The 18,000-nt window shown below is 52.3% G+C and carries 13 protein-coding genes; 6 read left to right on the top strand and 7 right to left on the bottom strand.

What is annotated here, in order from left to right:
* The first annotated feature begins 22 nt into the window (after window positions 1–22).
* Window positions 23–2,791 carry a response regulator gene (locus tag AWQ24_RS13220; protein WP_065717083.1) on the top strand — a complete coding sequence of 923 codons (2,769 nt, stop codon included), beginning with the start codon at window positions 23–25 and terminating at the stop codon, window positions 2,789–2,791.
* A 16-nt stretch (window positions 2,792–2,807) separates the two neighbouring features.
* On the opposite strand, the gene AWQ24_RS13215 is transcribed toward AWQ24_RS13220, so the two are convergent.
* Entirely contained in the window at window positions 2,808–3,365 is a 558-nt protein-coding gene (locus tag AWQ24_RS13215; protein ID WP_065717082.1) for a J domain-containing protein, read from the bottom strand.
* A gap of 149 nt (window positions 3,366–3,514) precedes the next feature.
* Here AWQ24_RS13215 and AWQ24_RS13210 point away from each other — a divergent pair, with 149 nt between their 5' ends.
* The 3 genes from AWQ24_RS13210 (at window position 3,515) to AWQ24_RS13200 (ending at window position 6,556) form a co-directional block, all read left to right on the top strand.
* Window positions 3,515–3,772 carry a MoaD/ThiS family protein gene (locus tag AWQ24_RS13210; RefSeq protein WP_065717390.1) on the top strand — a complete coding sequence of 86 codons (258 nt, stop codon included), beginning with the start codon at window positions 3,515–3,517 and terminating at the stop codon, window positions 3,770–3,772.
* Window positions 3,773–3,870: 98 nt separating this feature from the next.
* Window positions 3,871–4,518, top strand: a complete 648-nt coding sequence (gene pdxH / locus AWQ24_RS13205) for a pyridoxamine 5'-phosphate oxidase (RefSeq protein ID WP_030007949.1) — start codon at window positions 3,871–3,873, stop codon at window positions 4,516–4,518.
* Window positions 4,519–4,582: 64 nt separating this feature from the next.
* The gene (locus AWQ24_RS13200; RefSeq protein ID WP_065717081.1) at window positions 4,583–6,556 is read left to right on the top strand and encodes a bifunctional aldolase/short-chain dehydrogenase; all 1,974 of its coding nucleotides are present in this window, start codon (window positions 4,583–4,585) and stop codon (window positions 6,554–6,556) included.
* A gap of 40 nt (window positions 6,557–6,596) precedes the next feature.
* On the opposite strand, the gene hemH is transcribed toward AWQ24_RS13200, so the two are convergent.
* The 3 genes from hemH to AWQ24_RS13185 all read right to left on the bottom strand — a co-directional run bounded on the left by hemH (window position 6,597) and on the right by AWQ24_RS13185 (window position 11,082).
* A complete protein-coding gene (gene hemH, locus AWQ24_RS13195; RefSeq protein ID WP_065717080.1) occupies window positions 6,597–7,757 on the bottom strand; it encodes a ferrochelatase in 1,161 nt (386 codons plus the stop codon).
* 160 nt (window positions 7,758–7,917) lie between these two features.
* Complete coding sequence (locus tag AWQ24_RS13190) at window positions 7,918–10,500, bottom strand: EAL domain-containing protein (protein ID WP_065717079.1); 2,583 nt, start codon at window positions 10,498–10,500, stop codon at window positions 7,918–7,920.
* Window positions 10,501–10,644: 144 nt separating this feature from the next.
* Complete coding sequence (locus tag AWQ24_RS13185) at window positions 10,645–11,082, bottom strand: NfeD family protein (RefSeq protein ID WP_065717078.1); 438 nt, start codon at window positions 11,080–11,082, stop codon at window positions 10,645–10,647.
* 138 nt (window positions 11,083–11,220) lie between these two features.
* Between AWQ24_RS13185 and AWQ24_RS13180 the strand changes: the two genes are divergently transcribed.
* Window positions 11,221–13,026 carry a protein phosphatase 2C domain-containing protein gene (locus tag AWQ24_RS13180; RefSeq protein WP_065717077.1) on the top strand — a complete coding sequence of 602 codons (1,806 nt, stop codon included), beginning with the start codon at window positions 11,221–11,223 and terminating at the stop codon, window positions 13,024–13,026.
* Here AWQ24_RS13180 and murG read toward each other — a convergent pair.
* Complete coding sequence (murG, locus tag AWQ24_RS13175; protein WP_198161477.1) at window positions 13,010–14,071, bottom strand: undecaprenyldiphospho-muramoylpentapeptide beta-N-acetylglucosaminyltransferase; 1,062 nt, start codon at window positions 14,069–14,071, stop codon at window positions 13,010–13,012. The genes AWQ24_RS13180 and murG overlap by 17 nt on opposite strands.
* Window positions 14,072–14,166: 95 nt before the next feature.
* Between murG and AWQ24_RS13170 the strand changes: the two genes are divergently transcribed.
* Entirely contained in the window at window positions 14,167–14,973 is an 807-nt protein-coding gene (locus tag AWQ24_RS13170) for a hypothetical protein (protein WP_065717075.1), read from the top strand.
* A gap of 76 nt (window positions 14,974–15,049) precedes the next feature.
* Here AWQ24_RS13170 and AWQ24_RS13165 read toward each other — a convergent pair whose 3' ends face one another.
* Both AWQ24_RS13165 and AWQ24_RS13160 read right to left on the bottom strand, forming a co-directional pair.
* The gene (locus AWQ24_RS13165) at window positions 15,050–15,508 is read right to left on the bottom strand and encodes a phosphate-starvation-inducible PsiE family protein (protein ID WP_030007941.1); all 459 of its coding nucleotides are present in this window, start codon (window positions 15,506–15,508) and stop codon (window positions 15,050–15,052) included.
* Window positions 15,509–15,580: 72 nt separating this feature from the next.
* On the bottom strand, window positions 15,581–17,980 hold the full coding sequence (locus AWQ24_RS13160; protein ID WP_065717074.1) for an endonuclease MutS2: 2,400 nt from the start codon (window positions 17,978–17,980) through the stop codon (window positions 15,581–15,583).
* Window positions 17,981–18,000: the final 20 nt, after the last annotated feature.

Raw genomic sequence — 18,000 nt, 5'->3', positions numbered from 1 at the left:
ATGTTCTTTTACTATCTTTGCCATGTTGGATGCTGCTAGTTTAAAGGCGATCGCCCTCGAAGCCCGCCACTGCTTTTTGCTGGAAGATGCCCCGGATTTTGTTGAGTTGTTCCACCAAAGTATGGGGCTGTTGCAAGCAGAACTCCAACAACCCGCAGGCCACGATCAGGCAAAGCTATACCAAGATTTGGTGCGCGCTGCCCATTCCATCAAAGGGGGCGCTGGCATCGCAGAATTATCGACCCTGCACAACCTAGCCCACCAGATGGAGGATCTCTTAGAGGCGATCGCCGCCGGCCGGATTAAAGAAGAACAGACTGCACTGGATTTGATCAGCCTCGCCATGGAAGAGGTGCAACATTGCCTCGACTTGGCAGCCCGGGACGACAACCACCCAGGGGACAGTCCGGGGGCCGCACAAATGGCGATCTCCCTCCAAGAATTTCTCGGTCAGGCCCAGACCCCTGCACCCGAAGCCATTGCTCCTGCTGGTAATGCCCCCAGTAAATTTGTCGCCACCGCCCTCAAGGTGGATCTCGAAGCCTGTGTGCAGCGCCTCGAAAAACTCCTCACCCACGATCCCACCCCCCGCAGTGCCGCCCGCCAACTCAAAACCCTCGAAGAAGAATGCCGCCTCCTAGGGGATGCCCTTGGGGTTCCCTGGCTGAAGGCCATTGCCACCCTGATCCAAACGGCCCTAGATAGTGCGGCCATTGATTCCGTTACCCTCAGCCAAGGGGCGATCGCCGAAATCCGTCGTCTGACCCAGGCATACCTAACCAACCCTGATGAGGCCAAGATTAGCGAATCATTCCAAGCTCTCCTAAGCGTTCCAGAACCACCAAAACTTGAGATCCCAGCCGAGGCTGACCCCAGTCCCGATCCAGTTCCTGCCACGCCGGTTAATGCCACGCCAAAACCTGCTCCCAAACAAACCTCTAGCCTGCAAATTCGGATGCCGATCCAGCAACTCAACCGCATGGGGAATGCTGTCGGGGAACTGTTCATTGGCTACGAAAAGCTCACCCGGCACCAAGATCAACTCCTCCGGGCCAGCCGCAATCTTAAAAAAAGAACCCAGCAACTCAACCCGATCCGTGATGAAGTAACGGCCCTCTACGATAAATTGGCTGTGGCTACCGCTGGTTCAGGCCAAAATGGTGGCAGCCAGAAACCGTCCTTAGAATTGGCCACTGCGACCCACACGGAATTTGACACCCTCCACTTTGACCAATACACCCAGGCCCATTCCCAACTCCAGCAGTTCCAGGAACTGATGGTACAGGTGCAGGAGATCCAGGAAGATTTGGAACTAATGCGGTGGGAGTTCCAAGAATCTTTAGAAGGGGTGCGGCAACAGTTAGAGTATCTCAACCAGGATCTGACTCAATCGCGCCTGATGCCCTTTGGCAACTTGGCACGCCGTTTCCGTCAGTCCTTGGAGACCTTGAGTAAACGCTACCCCCAGATGGCACAGCTCGTGATTGAGGGCGAACAGGTTTTGGTGGATCAAGCAATTTTGGAACAATTGCGCACGCCCCTGACCCACCTAATCCGGAATGCCTTTGACCATGGCATTGAACCGCCCCAGGAACGCCGCCAAGCCCAAAAAACCGAGACGGGAACCATTCGCCTCAGTGCACAATTGCGGGGCAATATGGTGGAAATTTTGGTGCAAGACGATGGCCGGGGCATTGATTTAGACCGGGTGCAACAAAAGGCGATCGCCAAGGGACTTTGTGCGCCCAATCACCAACCGACCGAAGCCGAAATCCTTGAATATCTATTTGCCCCAGGCTTTTCGACGAGGGACACCGTCAGCGATCTCTCCGGTCGGGGTTTAGGCCTGGATATTGTCCGCCTCGAACTGGCCCAACTCAAGGGCACCATTACCGCCAGTAGTGAGCGGCACCAGGGGACAAAATTTACGATCCGCATTCCCCTGAGCTTTAATATTTTGCCGTTACTCCTCTGCCGCTGCCAGCAACAGGCGATCGCCTTTCCTTCGGTGACTGTCCAGGCTGTGCTCTCGCTGGTTAACAAAGACAATTTAGAGTATCCAGAATTTCTTGATTGGCAGGGCACCCCCCTTAAACTCCACGCCCTCGATCAACTGCTGCCCTATCCCCAAAGCAATCTCCTCTTGCCCCCGGAACAGCGGCCAGCGCCCACCATCGGTCTGATCGTGCGTCAGGGGAAAAAATCTTTGGCGATCGCCGTGGATGAAATCCTTGGGGAGCGGGAACTGGTGCTGAAATCCCTAGACAATACCGTGGCCTATCCTCCCTACGTTGCGGGGTGTACCGTGTTGGGTTCCGGGGAAGTGATTCCGGTGCTTTTACCCGATGCCTTTGAGCAACTCTTGGCCAGCCCAGAGCAACCCCAAGCATCCAGTCCCACCCCTGAACAACCCAAGCGCCAACCGACGATTTTGGTCATTGATGACTCTGTTGCTGTCCGCCGTACCCTCAATAAACTGTTAAATCAAGTCGGCTATCAGGTGCAGCAGTGCCGGGATGGCAAAGAGGCCTGGAACCTCCTCAACCGCTCAAAACAAACCTTTGATCTCGCAATTTGTGACCTGGAAATGCCTGGTTATGATGGCTTTACCCTCTTGCAAATGGTGCGGGGCCAAAGCCAATGGGATCACTTACCCTTCGTAATGCTCACCTCCCGCGATAACGATCTCCACCGCCAGAAAGCCCAGGATCTCGGTGCCAATGATTACTTCACAAAACCGTTTCACCCGGTGCGCTTCCTGAAGGCGATCGCCCAATATGTTGAAACCTAACCAACCAGGCCAGTTTTCAGATGGCGGGAATCAAAATAGTTTGCAAAAGTTCCTCTACCCGTTGGCGTAGCTTGCGGTTGTGGGGGTCAGCCAGGAGTGCTTTGTGGAGATAGGTGCGGGCTTTGTGGTTTTGCCCCTGTTGGAGTAAATGGCGGCCCCAACTGAGATAAGTGATCCCTTGCCATTGGCGCACCTCTAGATCCTGAGGGAGCCGCTGGGCTAGACCTTCCATTAAGGCGATCGCCCTAGCATAGCGCTGTTGTTGTAGGCAGTCCTGGAGCCGTTGGTAACTTTCCCACTTCAGCCGCTGATCTAGAGGAGAAAGGATCGCCCTCCCTGAGGGCTGCTGTGGTTCTGGGGATGGGAGCCAGGTTTGTTTGTCCGGGGAACGGTGGATTTCTGCTAGGACTTTGTAGGCTTGGGTAATCTGGATGAATTTGTATTCCGCTTGGCGATCGCCACGATTTACATCCGGGTGACATTGCCGCGCTAAACGACGATAGGCCGCCTTCACTGCTTCCAGCTCTGCATCAACCCGTAACCCTAAAATTTTGTAGCACTCAAGGAGATTCATCGATGGTTGTTATCTGGAAGGAGGCGAAATTTAACCCAAGGATACCCCAAAAAAATCCTGTCAGCGTGATTCCTTTGGCGAAACCCCAACAACACCGCTATGATCCTCTGAAAATGTCCTCACAACTCCCCCTCACCCGAAAACATTCAATGTCTGCCCCGCTCCAAATCATCATTAAGCTCTTCGCAATCTACCAGGAAACCTACGGCACCGAAGTTTTACATTGGCAAGTTGCCCCTGGCAGTACGGTTATGGACGTTTTCCAGCGCATTCTCAGTGAACATCCCAGTTTGGCAGAATGGCAGGCCGTCACCCGCTTTGGCGTGAATTTAGAATTTGTCTCCCCGGAAACAGTGCTCCAGGAGGGCGATGAGGTGGTTCTGATTCCTCCCGTCAGTGGTGGTTAGTTTTTAGGGCCAACATCTGCAAAAAAATTCCACTACAATACAAAGCGACTTTTGTTCTGTCCTTTGAGTTCATTACCGTTAGTTCGTTGGTGCCGCCGATGATTATGCACGTTGCCAATCTCCGCCAAAATTACACCAAAGCGGGTCTCCATGAAGATGATGTGAGTAATGACCCCATGGTGCAATTCGCCACTTGGTTCCAACAGGCAACGGAAATTGATGAAATTCGTGAACCCAATGCGATGGTTCTCAGCTCCGTCGGCCCTGACGGGAAACCCAGTTCACGGGTTGTGCTTTTAAAAGATTTTAGTGAAGCAGGGTTTACATTTTTTACGAACTACACCAGCCAAAAGGGTTTGGAACTAACAGGAACCCAATATGCGGCTTTGGTCTTTTGGTGGGAACCCCTAGAAAGACAAGTACGCATCGAAGGCACCGTCGAAAAACTGCCTCCTGAACGCTCCGATGAATATTTCGCCAGCCGCCCCCGGAAATCCCAAATTGGGGCCTGGGCCTCTGCCCAAAGTCAGGCGATCGCCAATCGGGAAGTCCTCGAACAGCGCTTCAAAGACCTCGAAGCCGAGTACGCCGATAAAGAGATTCCCCGGCCAGACCATTGGGGCGGCTTTTTGGTGAAGCCCGAAAAAATTGAATTTTGGCAAGGACGTCCCAGTCGGCTCCATGACCGGCTTGTGTTTACCTTACAAGGCGATCGCACTTGGCAGCGGCAACGCTTAGCACCGTAAATTTTAGCTCTGCAACCCGAAGCGGCCTAAGATTTGTACTGTGTAATTTAGCGGAACTCAGTATATGAAAAGCCTTTGGAATGATCAAGAAGCAGCCACCTACCAGGGGGATTTGGCCCTGCGGGTTTACACATCGCGTTTGTTAGGGCGAGATCCCTCTTTGGTACTCCATGGCGGTGGTAATACCTCTGTCAAGGTCACGGAAACGAACCTAGTCGGCGAAACAGAAGAAATCCTCTACGTCAAAGGGAGCGGTTGGGATTTGGCGACCATCGAAGCAGCCGGTTTTGCCCCAGTGCGGATGCAGCATTTGTTGAAATTGGCGCAATTACCCAGCCTAAGTGACCCCCAGATGGTCAACGAACTAAAGACCCAAATGACCGTCGCCACCGCCCCGACCCCTTCGGTAGAAACGATTCTACACGCGATTTTGCCCTACAAATATGTCGATCACACCCATGCCGACGCGATTGTGACAATTACCAACACACCGGAGGGACTGGAGCGAATCAAAGAAATTTATGGCGATCGCCTGGTGATTATTCCCTATATCATGCCGGGGTTTGACCTCGCTCGCCTTTGTGCCGAAAAATTTGCCGCCGCCGCCCACGCCCAAACCGAGGGGATGATTTTGTTAAACCACGGGATTTTCTCCTTTGGGGCGACGGCCAAAGAATCCTACGAGCGGATGATTGCCCTTGTCCAGGAAGCAGAAACCTATCTCCAGCAGCAAGGGGCTTGGCAGATTCCCCAACGTTCTGTAAAAACCAGTGACACTCCCATCGCGAAAACCCTAGCCCAACTCCGTTACGACGTTTCCCAGGTGGCAGGTTTCCCGGTCATTCTCAAAGGCGATCGCCGCCCGGAAATTTTGAACTTTACCCAGCGGGAAGACTTAGGGCGCATTTCCCAACAAAATCCCGCCACTCCCGACCATGTGATCCGCACCAAACCTGTGCCCCTAATTGGCCGCGATGTGCAAGGATTTGCCGCCGCTTACAAAGCCTATTTCACCAACCAAGCGCCCCAAGCCAAGGAACCCAAAACCATGCTCGATCCAGCCCCCAGGGTAATCCTCGATCCGGACTTGGGTTTAATTACCGTCGGCCAAACCGCCAAAGCCGCCAACATTGTCGCGGATATCTATCGCCACACCATCGAAATTATTTCCCGCGCTGAACAGCTCAGTCGCTACCAAGCCCTGTCCCAAAAAGATATTTTTGATATGGAATATTGGGATCTAGAGCAAGCCAAACTGAAAAAAGGCGGCAATCCACCAGAATTTACCGGCGAGATTGCCCTGGTGACAGGGGCCGCCTCTGGCATTGGCAAAGCCTGCGTTGAATCTCTCCTCAAACGAGGTGCTGCAGTGGTAGCTCTGGATATCAACCCCGCCATTGAAACCCTCTGCGATCGCCCTGATTTCTTGGGTCTGACCTGCGATCTCACCGACGAAACCCAACTCAAAAACGCCCTAGCGCAAGCTGTCCAGTATTTTGGCGGCTTGGATCTGGTAATCCTCAATGCCGGTATTTTCCCCCCCAGTCAGGCGATCGCCAATCTCCCCACCGACCACTGGCGACAGGTACTCGACATTAATCTCGACAGCAATTTGGTTCTGCTGCGGGAATGCCATCCTTTCCTGAAACTGGCACCGAAAGGGGGTCGGGTTGCGCTCATTGGCTCGAAAAATGTTGCTGCTCCAGGTCAAGGCGTCGCCGCCTATTCCGTTTCTAAAGCTGCCCTCAACCAACTGGCACGGGTGGCCGCCCTCGAATGGAGTTCAGACGGGATTCGGATCAATACCGTCCATCCCAATGCCGTCTTTGACACAGGGATTTGGACGCCCGAAGTCCTCGAAAAACGCGCCAAAGCCTACGGTCTGACCATTGAGGATTACAAGAAAAACAACCTCCTCCAGGTGGAAATCACCAGCCAAGACGTCTCCGAATGTGCCGTAACCCTTTGCAGTGATCTATTCGCTAAAACAACCGCCGCCCAAATTCCCCTTGATGGCGGTAACGAGCGCGTCATTTAACAAAAATCCCCCTTTGAAAGGGGGAGCTAGGGGATGTTATTTACATAATGCCAACAAAATGGAGCGGGCCTTGGCCACTAATCAACTCCAACAACAGCGCCAAAAAGCCGATCATGGCGAGGCGGCCATTTAAGACCTCGGCGCTGGTATTCATGCCCCAGGACAATTCTTGGGGATACATTTTCATATTTTCTTTGGGGTGGGTGACCTGACCAAAGGTGCGAGGACATTGTTCGAGGGAATCGGTGACCAAGTTCGCCAAAGATTCGATGAACAATGGATGAGTATTCAGAGCCGGAACGCGGCGGAAATTTTCAATGCCAGCTTCCTCGGCTACCTCACGGTATTCGATGTCAATTTCCTGGAGGGTTTCAATGTGCTCAGACACGAAACTAATGGGGATGACGACTAGATCTTTGACGCCTTTTTCGCCCAGGGCAATGAGGGAATCTTCGGTGTAGGGTTGGAGCCATTCCACAGGGCCAACACGACTTTGGTAGGCCAGGGTGTAGTCATTGGGACGACCAAGGGCTTCCATGATTAACTTGGTGCATTCTTCGATTTCTCGCTGGTAAGGATCCCCTGCTTCTTCGACATAGCTTTGGGGGACACCATGGGCACTAAAGAAAATGTGAGCCTGGTCAGGATGTTCGAATTGATCCAGTTCCTGGCGAATGAGATCGACCATCGCAGCAATGTACTGGGGATGGTCATACCAGGAGGGAATGAGGGTGTAATCGAGTTGATTGAGGTCTTTGTCGGTGCGCCACATTTCTTCGAGTACCCGGAAGCTAGACCCGCTAGTACTGATGGAAAACTGGGGATAGAGTGGCAATACCACAAGCTGATCAAGGTCGTCTTTTTTGATTTCGGCGATCGCCTCTTCGGTGAAGGGGTGCCAGTAGCGCATCCCCACATAAACTTTGACCTCTTGACCCCACTCCGCCAACTTTTGGGCGAGAGCTGTCCCCTGGGCTTCGGTGATTTGTCGGAGGGGCGAACCACCGCCAATTTCTTTATAGTTTTCTTGGGATTTGCCGGCCCGGAGCGTGGAAATGAGCCAAGCAAGCGGCTTTTGCATCCATGGCGCGGGTAAACGAATAATTTCGGGGTCAGCAAACAAATTAAATAAAAAAGGACGGACATCCTCTAATTTGTCTGGCCCACCTAGGTTAAGTAATAAGACCCCAACACGACCCATAGCTGATACAAATTAAATTTACTGGTATTTTCTTTAAGTTATTGTAACAATATATCTCTTTGGGACGGCGTGCCTGTCGTGGTGGCTACAAGAAAGTCGAAAAAGTTTACATTTCACCACTTTATTTTTCAGGTTTTCGGCAAGCCCAAGTAGTGTCTTTCTAAACAACTCGCTTGAGGCCTTCAGCGGAGAAGCGATGGACCTGTTCGGCCCTTTGGGGACGCCCGAGAAAATATCCTTGGGCTATGTCACACCCCATTTCTTTGAGTAAATCCAGGATGGCCTGATTCTCGACCCCTTCTGCCACCACTTCTAGGCCGAGGCTGTGGGCTAAATTAATCGTCGAGCGGACAATCACCAGGCTCTGTTCGTTGGTGAGCATATCCACCACAAAGGATTGATCAATTTTTAGGGCATGAACCGGAAACCGCTGTAAATAACTCAGGGAAGAATACCCAGTACCAAAGTCATCAATGGATAAATGCACGCCCAGATTAGCGAAGCATTGTAATAGCTCTAGGGCATAGCGGGGGTCACTCATGAGGGCGGTTTCGGTAATTTCGAGTTCAACCTGTGCAGGGATGATCTCGTATTGCTGGAGCAGGGCTTCAAAGGTGGTGAGACAGTTTGGATCGAGCAGGCTACAGGCGGATAAATTTAAGGCGATCGCCAAATCAAGGCCTTCGTCTTGCCAGACTTTTTTTTGTTGGAAAGCTTCTTCCCAAATCCAGTAGGTCAGCGCGTGGATTGCATCGCTTTGTTCCGCGAGGGGGACAAATTCGGCGGGGGAAATCAGCCCAAATGTGGGGTGGTGCCAACGGGCCAACGCCTCTACGCCGATGAGTCTTTTTTGCCGGAGATCAAACTTAGGTTGATAGCACAAAAAGAATTGTTGGCGGGCGCTCGGTTTCCCCAGGCTAGACAAGATGGCGAGCCGTCGCGGTGTGTAGTAGTCAATATCTTCGTGGTAAATCTCATAGGTCGTGCGTTTTTGTTTTGCCGCATACATCGCAACTTCGGCACTGCGGAGGGCGGCGTGGCTGTCTGTACCGTGGTTGGGGAACATCGCAATCCCCAGGCTCGCCGTAATATGAATCACATTGCCCGCCGTGACAAAGGGTTGCTTAATCGCCGCCTGCAAAATATCGGCTAGTTCCACCGCATGCTGGCAGGCTTCTTCCCATTCACTGTGCATCATCGGACAAGCAACGGCAAATTCATCGCCCCCCAAACGACAGACGATCCCCTGGTAGGGACTGAGGGCCGAGAGCAAACGCAGGGCAATCTGTTGCAGAAAGGTATTCCCAAGCTTGTGGCCCAGGGTGTCATTGAGATCCTTGAAACGATCTAGGTCAATGAGCATCACAATGATTAACTCATACCCCAAAGAGGGGGTATTTAACCATTCTTGAATTGTGTCGTGGAATAGATTGCGATTGCCAATGGTGGTCAGGCTATCGTACCGGGCCTGGTAACGCAGTTCTTTGAAATGGTGGGCATTGGCGATCGCCAAAGAAATCGATTGACCCAGGGCGCGGAGGGTATCAACTTCATAGGAAGCTAAGGTTTTGTCTTCCTCGAATAGCATCAACAACAAGCCAAACTGTTGTTCATGGAAAACCAAAGGAATCGTCAACACCTTCGCTGCATTACCCAAGGCAACACTTTGGGGACTGAGATCATCACAAAAACAAGCCAACTCCGCAGCGTCTAAAATTTGGAGCGTTTTGTCCTGCAAAGCATAGCGAAAAAGACGATGGTTGGCTGTGAGTTGATTGAGAGCAACGCGCCTTTCCGACGAAAAACCCGCATGGCTCTGTAGCCTCAAGAGACCATCTTCAAAAGTTGTACCCTCTAATAAATAAAAGCCGATACAAGTTTCCGCATAATGTTGATGCAGCGTTGCGGTAGTTTCCCGGGCGATATCTTCAATTTCGAGGGAACTATGTAAACGCTGGGTGAGGGCATGGGCCAGGGTCAAAAAGCAATTGTGCATCTGCAAAGACCGTTGAGAGCGGCGGAGTTCCGCTTCAACCTGCTTAAGGGCAGAAATATCAATGGCAATGCCCGTAAATCCCGAAGCATTTTGATCGAGATCGAGCTCAACCCGAGACGCAAAGCCATATAGTCTTAATGTATTACCCTGTTTTGTCCGGACTCGAAATTCCCCTTCCGCATAGCCTTGATTAAAAACTTCTAGTAACTGTTGCTGCACAAACTCTCGATCTTCGGGCATGATTGTCTCGATCGCCTTGAGGCGAGACATCTCTGCATCACTAAAACCGAGCACTTCTTGATAGAAGCGGTTCCAACGGATGAATTTGCCGGCACCATCACAGACGAACAACGCGCCTTGGAGGCTATTAAATAATCCTTGCAGAATATTACGTTCGGATTCTAAAGCTTCACTGGTCTGTCTGTAGGCAGAGGCCCGCCGCTGGGACGTCGATAAGGTTGGCAACCACCGCACCAGTCCAACGCCAACGAAGATCAGCCCAACACCTTCACTAATAAATCGCTCACCGAACTGCCAGACCGTTCCTAAAGATTGCCACTGGGTACCGAGGTATTGGGAGAATTGCAAAAAAGATAACCAACGTCCTAAAGCTAACAGGATACAACCAAAAATAATGTAGCGATAGTCCTGTTGCCGCATCGCGATTTTTTGATCATGTTTTACGAGGACATAGACAATGCCCGTTAACATCAAAGCGGCACATAGGGCAGCAAGGGACTGGTACATAGATATGGCTAGAGCGGTAAGAAATGGTGTCGGAAAAAAGCTGCAATCTAAATGTATTTTATCGGTGAAAAACTTCTCAAATTATAGAATTGCTTATAGGTTAACTGAGCTTAACTAAACCTCTTCTGGGTTTGGGACATTGGTCTAGGGTTCAAGGAGATGCCGGGGCATCACAATCAAGGTTGTGCCCTCCCGACGTAGTACATAAACGGTTTGGTGGGGATCGATGGTGACGGTTTCGTCGGCACAGCGGGCGCGCCAGGAGTTGCCTTCGTACAAAACGCGGCCAGGTTCACCGGGGGCGATCGCCGTTAGGGTTTCGGCATCGGCAGCATCACTGAGGGTGCGAATGGAAGTTTTGGGGGTAAAAAAACGGCGGGAACTCACAATGGCGATGGTCGAAAACAGCAGCCATAGAAAAATCTGCACATTGGGATCTAGGCTCGGAATGAGATACACAATGACAGCCACGGCCACGGCCCCAAGCCCTAGCATAAACTCCATGAAGGCGGTGGGAAAAATAAACTCTAGGGAGCAAAGCACCGCGCCAATAATTAACCAGACCATTAAAGGATTGAGCATTCACCGAGACCCTAATACTGGGGATTTTTCGCCATATAATTCGATCAGGGATGGCCTCCGTACCATTGACCGCTGACTTCATCATAGCTTGACTACTGGGCCTGGGCTGTTTGTGCGCTGTACTGTTTTCTAAAGTTTATGTCTATTACTCTTCCTTATCTCCGAGCATCGGGTTCCTTGGCGTTAACCTTTCAGGCAGCGGATCTCGTCGGCGATCGCTACTGGGTGGTTGCACCGCAAATTTGGCAAGACACCAAGCCCGAAGCACCACCAGACTGCACAGCCCCCAATGACCTGGCCCAACGCTATGGCAAATTATATTCCCGTCAACTGCACTTGCCCCGCATTTACGATATTTTGTCTCTCCCAGAAGGAGAAATTTTACTCCTCGACAACATCCCAATTAACAATCAAGGGGAACTGCTGCCTGCCCTAGGATCGGTTTGGGCCGATGCTTCCCCGCTGCAACAGTTAAATTGGCTATGGCAAATGCTTGATCTCTGGGAAGATTTGGCAGCCGTGGCCATGGGCACTAGCCTTTTGCCGTTAGAAAATATCCGGGTCGATGGTTGGCGACTCCGACTGATGGAATTATTGGCCGATCCCCCTGGTGCGCCTGTCACCTTAGGGGCCTTAGTAACGCCCTGGCGATCGCTCCTGGCCGAAAGCACGCCGCCAGTCCAAGCAATGCTGACAGAAATGATTGAGAGTTTCAGCGAAGCGGATGCAGATCTAGAGATTATTTTGCCCCGGTTAAATCAGCTCCTTTTAGAGCAGTCGAGCCAGCAACATCTGCAAATGGCGATCGCCAGTGCCACCGACCAGGGAAAACTCCCCACAAGCAACCAAGATGCCCACTACCCCACGACCCAGGATTTAGCCGCTCCCCCTACGGCAACCCTGGCCTTGAGTGATCATTTACTAATGGTGTGTGATGGCGTTGAAGGCCATGGCCAAGGTGAAGTAGCGAGTCAGTTGGCAATTCAATCCCTCAAGTTGCAACTGACAGGTTTCTTCCAAGGGCTATTTGATACCGATGAAGTGGTGCCCCCGGCGGTCATCGAACAACAGCTAGCGGCCTACATTCGCATTACAAATAACTTGATCGCCGAACGTAACGATCAAGAAGGACGCACAGGGGGCGATCGCATGGCCACTACTCTAACCCTTGCCCTCCAGGTACCCCAAAGACCCAGGGCCGACGAACTCCAGGATAGCCACAGCCACGAACTCTACATTGCCCAGGTGGGGGACAGCCGGGCCTATTGGCTCACCAGGGAACAATGCATTTGCTTGACGGTGGACGATGATGTGCTCAGTCGGGAAGTCCAGGCGGGCCGGGCTATTTATCGTCAAGGGTCACAGCGCCCCGATCACATGGCCCTCACCCAAGCCCTAGGGATTAAAGGGGGTGATCGCCTCCATCCTGTGATTCGCCGCTTCGTGTTCGCTGAAGATGGGGTGTTGGTGGTCTGTTCCGATGGCCTGAGTGACCAGCAATTTTTAGAGTCCCATTGGCAGACCTTCGCCCCGGTGATTATCCAGGGTCATTTGCCCCCGGCGGCCCTGCTCCAGAGCTTGATTGAGAAGGCGATCGCCAAAAATCCTGAAGATAACATTACGGCGGCGATCGCCTTCTACCGCTTCACAACGGACACCTTCACCCAGGCCCCAGAACTTGAAACGGCTCCCGCCCCTGAAGACTTTGAGCCGGAATTTGTCCCCCCGGATCTGGCCCTAGACACAACCCTTGAGGCGGAACTGGCGTCGGAACCAGAGGCGGAAAATAGTCTGTCCCAGTTCACCTTAATTTTGGTGAGTTTAGTAGCGATTCTTCTGATGTTAGTCCTGGCGGCCTTTGGTTTGAACTGGCTGTTAAACCGTGAACCTCTACCGACGCAACCGGATGATCCGAATCTTGAAACCCCTACAAACGCAGAGTAGTACGCAGGAAATAAGCAATTTTTTCGGCACTCTCCGGCATCCCTAGGGCAGCGACATTGGCGGCGATCGCCTCCCGTTTTCCCGGTGCTTCCAATAGACCCAAGACCATCGCTGTGAGGGATTCAGGGGTTAATTCAGCCTGGGGTGCTAACAGTGCAGCTTCGTGTTTCGCAAAAACCTGAGCATTAAGGGTTTGGTGATCCTCGGCGGCGTAGGGATAGGGAATCAGAATGGCTGGCGTTTTGGTAATAGTTAATTCCGTCAGGGCGCTGGCCCCAGAGCGACTAATCACCACGTCCGCCCGTTGCAGGAGGGGAGCAATATTCTCAACAAAGGGTAAGGTGAGATAGTTTTCGGCTTGGAACTGGCCAACGTCAGGGTCGTTTTTCCCGGTGATGTGAACGATCGAGGCTCCGGCTTCGAGCCAGCGGCCCGCACATTGACGCACCAATTGATTAATCCCCACGGCCCCCTGGGAGCCTCCCATCGCCAAAATCAAGGGGCGATCGCCTGGAAGATCTAACTCTAGGGGTTGGGGCGTGAGAAATTCGGCTCGCACTGGGGTGCCGAGGTGAATGGTTTTTGCTTTGGGTAAATATTGGGCCGACTCCTGAAAGCCTACAATCACAGCGGTGGCATATTGCCCCAACAGGCGGGTCACTTTACCAGGAAGCACATTCGACTCGTGGAGGATCACCGGAATTCGTCGCAGTCGCGCTGCCAGGATTGCTGGAGCGGCAATATATCCCCCGGTGGTAAAGACAAGATCAATCTGGCGATCGCCCAAAATTTTGTAGGTTTGAAAAATAGACGCGAGCAACTGCAAACCATTGGCTAGCTTTTGGAGGGGGTTGCCCTGGAGTCCCTTGGCCGTGACCGCGTGACGGCGATATTGATTAGGTACTAAATCCGTTTCGAGGCGATCGCGTACCCCCAACCATTCAATCTCACAGTCCGTTAATTTTTCTGCCACCGCCAGGGCCGGAAAAAGATGTCCCCCGGTACCACTGGCCGCCATCAAGATTCGGGTCGCTGCCTTTGCCACAATTTCAGTCGTTTTTCGTCTCAGGTTCTAGAATAGATTACACGTTCTGATCAACTGATGGGAACTTGTCCGCTTGAAGGAGTGATCGAAATTTTATGGGCTACTGGCAATCTTGGCAACGGTTTTTTGGCATGGCGATCGCCACGGGAGTTTTAACCCTGGGATTTGGTTTACGCAGCGAGGCCCGCACTCCGGCCACTGCCCCAGCTTCCCTCACGGATCTTTTGGTAGACATTGACCAAGCCGCCAATGACCAACAACTAGAACAACTCTTAAATTTTTATGGTGAGAATTTCACCCACAGCGACGGGCTAACCAAGACGGATCTCCAGGACTTGTTAACGCAACTCTGGGAAGAGTATCCCCGCCTGAGCTACAACACCAAGCTCCTCAATTGGGAACAAACAGGCGATCGCCTCGTGGCCGAAACCGAAACCCAAGTGCGGGGCCTCAAGAAACAAGCAGGCCGCTGGGTTCATTATGAAAGTACAATCCGTTCCCAACAGACATTCCAAGGGGACAAACTGATTAGCCAAGATATTTTGTCTGAAGCGTCAACCCTCACCAGTGGCGACAATCCCCCCGCCTTGAAAGTCTTGATCCCAGAAACCGTTGCCCCTGCCGCTGATTTTGGCTTTGATGTGATTGTGCAGGATCCCTTGGGAGAAGAAATTTTATTGGGGGGTGCCCTCGAAGAACCGATTACCAGTAGCACCTACACGAATCCGGAGGCCTTTGACCTGGATATTCTGCCTGCTGGCGGCATTTTTAAACGGGTAGAAGCCCCCACCGAAGCGGGAGATATGTGGTACTCGGCCCTGGTGGTACGCAGTGATGGCATGGTGCTCACCACCCACCGGGTCAAGGTTGAAGATGCGCCTCTCCAGGCCAACGGTCTATAGTTTGTCCGGCTAATTTTGTTTGAGTGAAATCTCTAAATAGCGTCAATTACCGCTCCGTGTTCAATGTTTGAGAACGCTACTGGGGCGGTTTTTGGTCTTTGGTCGGATCTAGGTCGGGGGAATACCCATCTTCGGGGTGGCTTTGCTTCATGAAGTAATAGCCCACCGTCAGGGAAAGAATAATTGCGGCAATGCCGAATAAACTCACGCTATCGGTGGTTTTGATGTCTAGGATAATTACCTTCCGGGCGATCGCAATAATGGCGACGGATAAAACCACCTCAAAATGGGGGCGTCCCTTAGAAAGATAGGTGTTGATAATGCTCTCTAAAAGTTCGATGCCGATAATGATCAGCATAAAGAGACTAAAAACTTCTAGCAGTTGGTCGGCGTTTAACAACAGTATTGGGGGGGCGGCAATACTTTGGAACAGGAACCAGCCAAAATCCAGGGTTGCTAAGCCAATGGCGATCGCCATCATCGCCAGCAAGATTTGAATCATTAATTTTTCGTAGCGTTTAAAGAGCTTGAGCATTGAGTCCCTGGGGCTAGAGTGCTGTTCTGGTACAAAAGGATTCCCAGGGAAATATTGTAGTATGCGGCCTTCTTAGGAAAAATAGGCCAGGGTGACGCCAGCCCCCCCTTCTTTCTGCTCGGCGAGTTCGTAGCGCTGAATTTGGGGATGGTATTTCAAAAATTCATGGACGCCTTCCCGGAGCTTGCCGGTACCTTTGCCGTGGATAATCCAAATGACCTGGGAACCCGCAGCAGTGGCATTGGCGATCGCCTGTTCGAGACTACTTTCTGCTTGGTGCATCCGTTGTCCCCGGATATCGATGGTATTGCGGGTGGTGCGCACCGTCACGGTTTCGGGTGTTTTTGCTTTGGGGGGCGCTTGTTTTTTCGGGGTTTTTGGCTTGGGCTCTGCTTCGACTTTCTGGCCCTGGAGCGATTCAATTTCTGTCCAATCGAGGGACATTTTCATCACCCCAAAACGGGCGACGAGGGTTTTATTGTCAGGGTCTAGTTCAATGACCTCGGCGGTTTGTCCCAGCTTAGAAATGCGAATTTTTTCGCCCAATTGCGGTTGATAACCCGGTTTTTTCCGTTTGGGTTGACTCATTTTGCTGGCGGCAATGTCCCCCAGGGCTTCGGTGGCAACCTGGGCTTTTTGGGCGGTGGGTTGGCCCTTTTGTAAGGTGCGAATTACCTGGGCAATCTCGGCTTTAGCTTCGGCGATCGCCGCTTGCACCTGTTGGTCTTGGGCGAGTTTGAGTTCTGCTTCCCGGCGTTGGAGATCGGCGGCTTTACTGGAAACTTCCGTATAGAACCGTTCGGTCTGTTTGAGGAGGGCTTCGGCTTCCTTGGCTTTTTGCTCCTGTTCCCGGCGCTGGGCTTCGAGGGCGGCAATCACCTCGTTGACATTGGTATTGGTATTCCCCAACAGATCCTGGGCCGTTGTCACAATTTCTGCATCTAAACCTAAACGCTGGGCGATCGCCAGGGCATTGGAACGTCCCGGAATCCCCCAGAGCAACTTGTAGGTGGGCCGCAGGGAATATTCATCAAATTCGACCGAGGCATTTTCAAAGCGCTCATCCTCGTACTTCAGGGCTTTCAGTTCCCCGTAGTGGGTGGTGGCCACCGTGAGCTGGGTCTGGTCTGCCAAATATTTCAACAGGGCGATCGCCAAGGCACTACCTTCGGTGGGATCGGTGCCGGCCCCCACTTCATCGAGGAGCACAAGATTGTTCTGACTCTCCTGGTCTAAAGCTTCGATAATGCGACCCACACGGCGAATATGGCCAGAAAAGGTCGATAAGCTCTGCTGGAGGGATTGTTCATCGCCGATATCGGCTAAAACCTGGTCAAACCAAGGGATTTTCACCGGGGCGATCGCCGGGATAAAAAGGCCCACCTTCGCCATGAGCGCGGCCATTCCCAGGGTCTTTAAGGTGACAGTTTTGCCGCCAGTATTGGGGCCTGTGATCGCCACAACGCGGATTTCTGGGCGAATTTGCACATTGATCGGGATAACTGCCAGGCTTTCTTCTTGCTTCTCTTGCCACACCAGCAAAGGATGGCGCAACTGCCGCAGTACCGTCGGTTGATCGGGGGCGATAAATTTGGGCGGATGCCCATCGAGCCAAAGACTATAGCGAGCGCGGGTCATGGCGAGATCGAGGGTGGTGGCGATCGCCAGGAGTTTTTCGAGATCCTCGACTACCTCGGCCACTTTTTCGGTGAGCTGACGCAGGACAATTTCAATTTCCCGCTCCTCTTGTTTTACGGCCTGGCGGAGGCGATTGCCCAACTCCACAATCCCCTTGGGTTCGATGTAAAGGGTCGAGCCCGTGCTAGAAATATCGTGGACGATGCCAGGAATTTGTTCCTTTTGCCCTGCCTTAACGGGTAACACAAAGCGATCGCCCCGTTGGGTAATGACCGCTTCCTGGATCGAGCCACTGTGCCGTTGCATGATCCGCTGCAAGGTTTGGTAAATCTGCTCCCTGGCCCCTTTAATTTTGACGCGAATTCCTTCGAGCTTTGGGCTGGCTCGGTCTGTAACATCTCCCCGGTCATCGATGCAATGGTGAATATCTTGTTCTAATTCCGGGTAGGTGCGCACCTGCTCAACCAGGCGCGTCAGTTGGGGGAGTTCTAGTTCCGCATTTTCCACTAAGCGCCGCAAACGACGCACTCCGGCCAGGGTGGTGGCAATGAGCAATAGATCTTTGCCAGTGATCAGCCCGCCCACGGTGGCCCGTTCCAAAGCATCACTGATATCGCCAATCCCCTCAAAGGAAACGCCGTTGTCCACCGCTCCATCCAAGGCCTGCATTTCGACGGTTTGGGCCAAGAGAATCTCACTGTCCGCTTGGCTCTGGGGGAAAACCAAATGCTGCGCGGCGATCGCCCCTAACTTTGTTGCGGCAAAGGTCGATAAATGTTGGCACAGGCGTTGCCATTCGAGAAGTTTAAGGGTTTCGGCTTGGATCTCAGTCAAGGACGGTTAAAAGGAAATAC

It is taken from the genome of Picosynechococcus sp. PCC 8807, assembly GCF_001693295.1.
Lineage (GTDB): Bacteria > Cyanobacteriota > Cyanobacteriia > Cyanobacteriales > MRBY01 > MRBY01.
The sequence above is the reverse complement of the archived record's forward strand: the minus strand, read 5'-3'. Positions and strand labels throughout refer to the sequence as shown.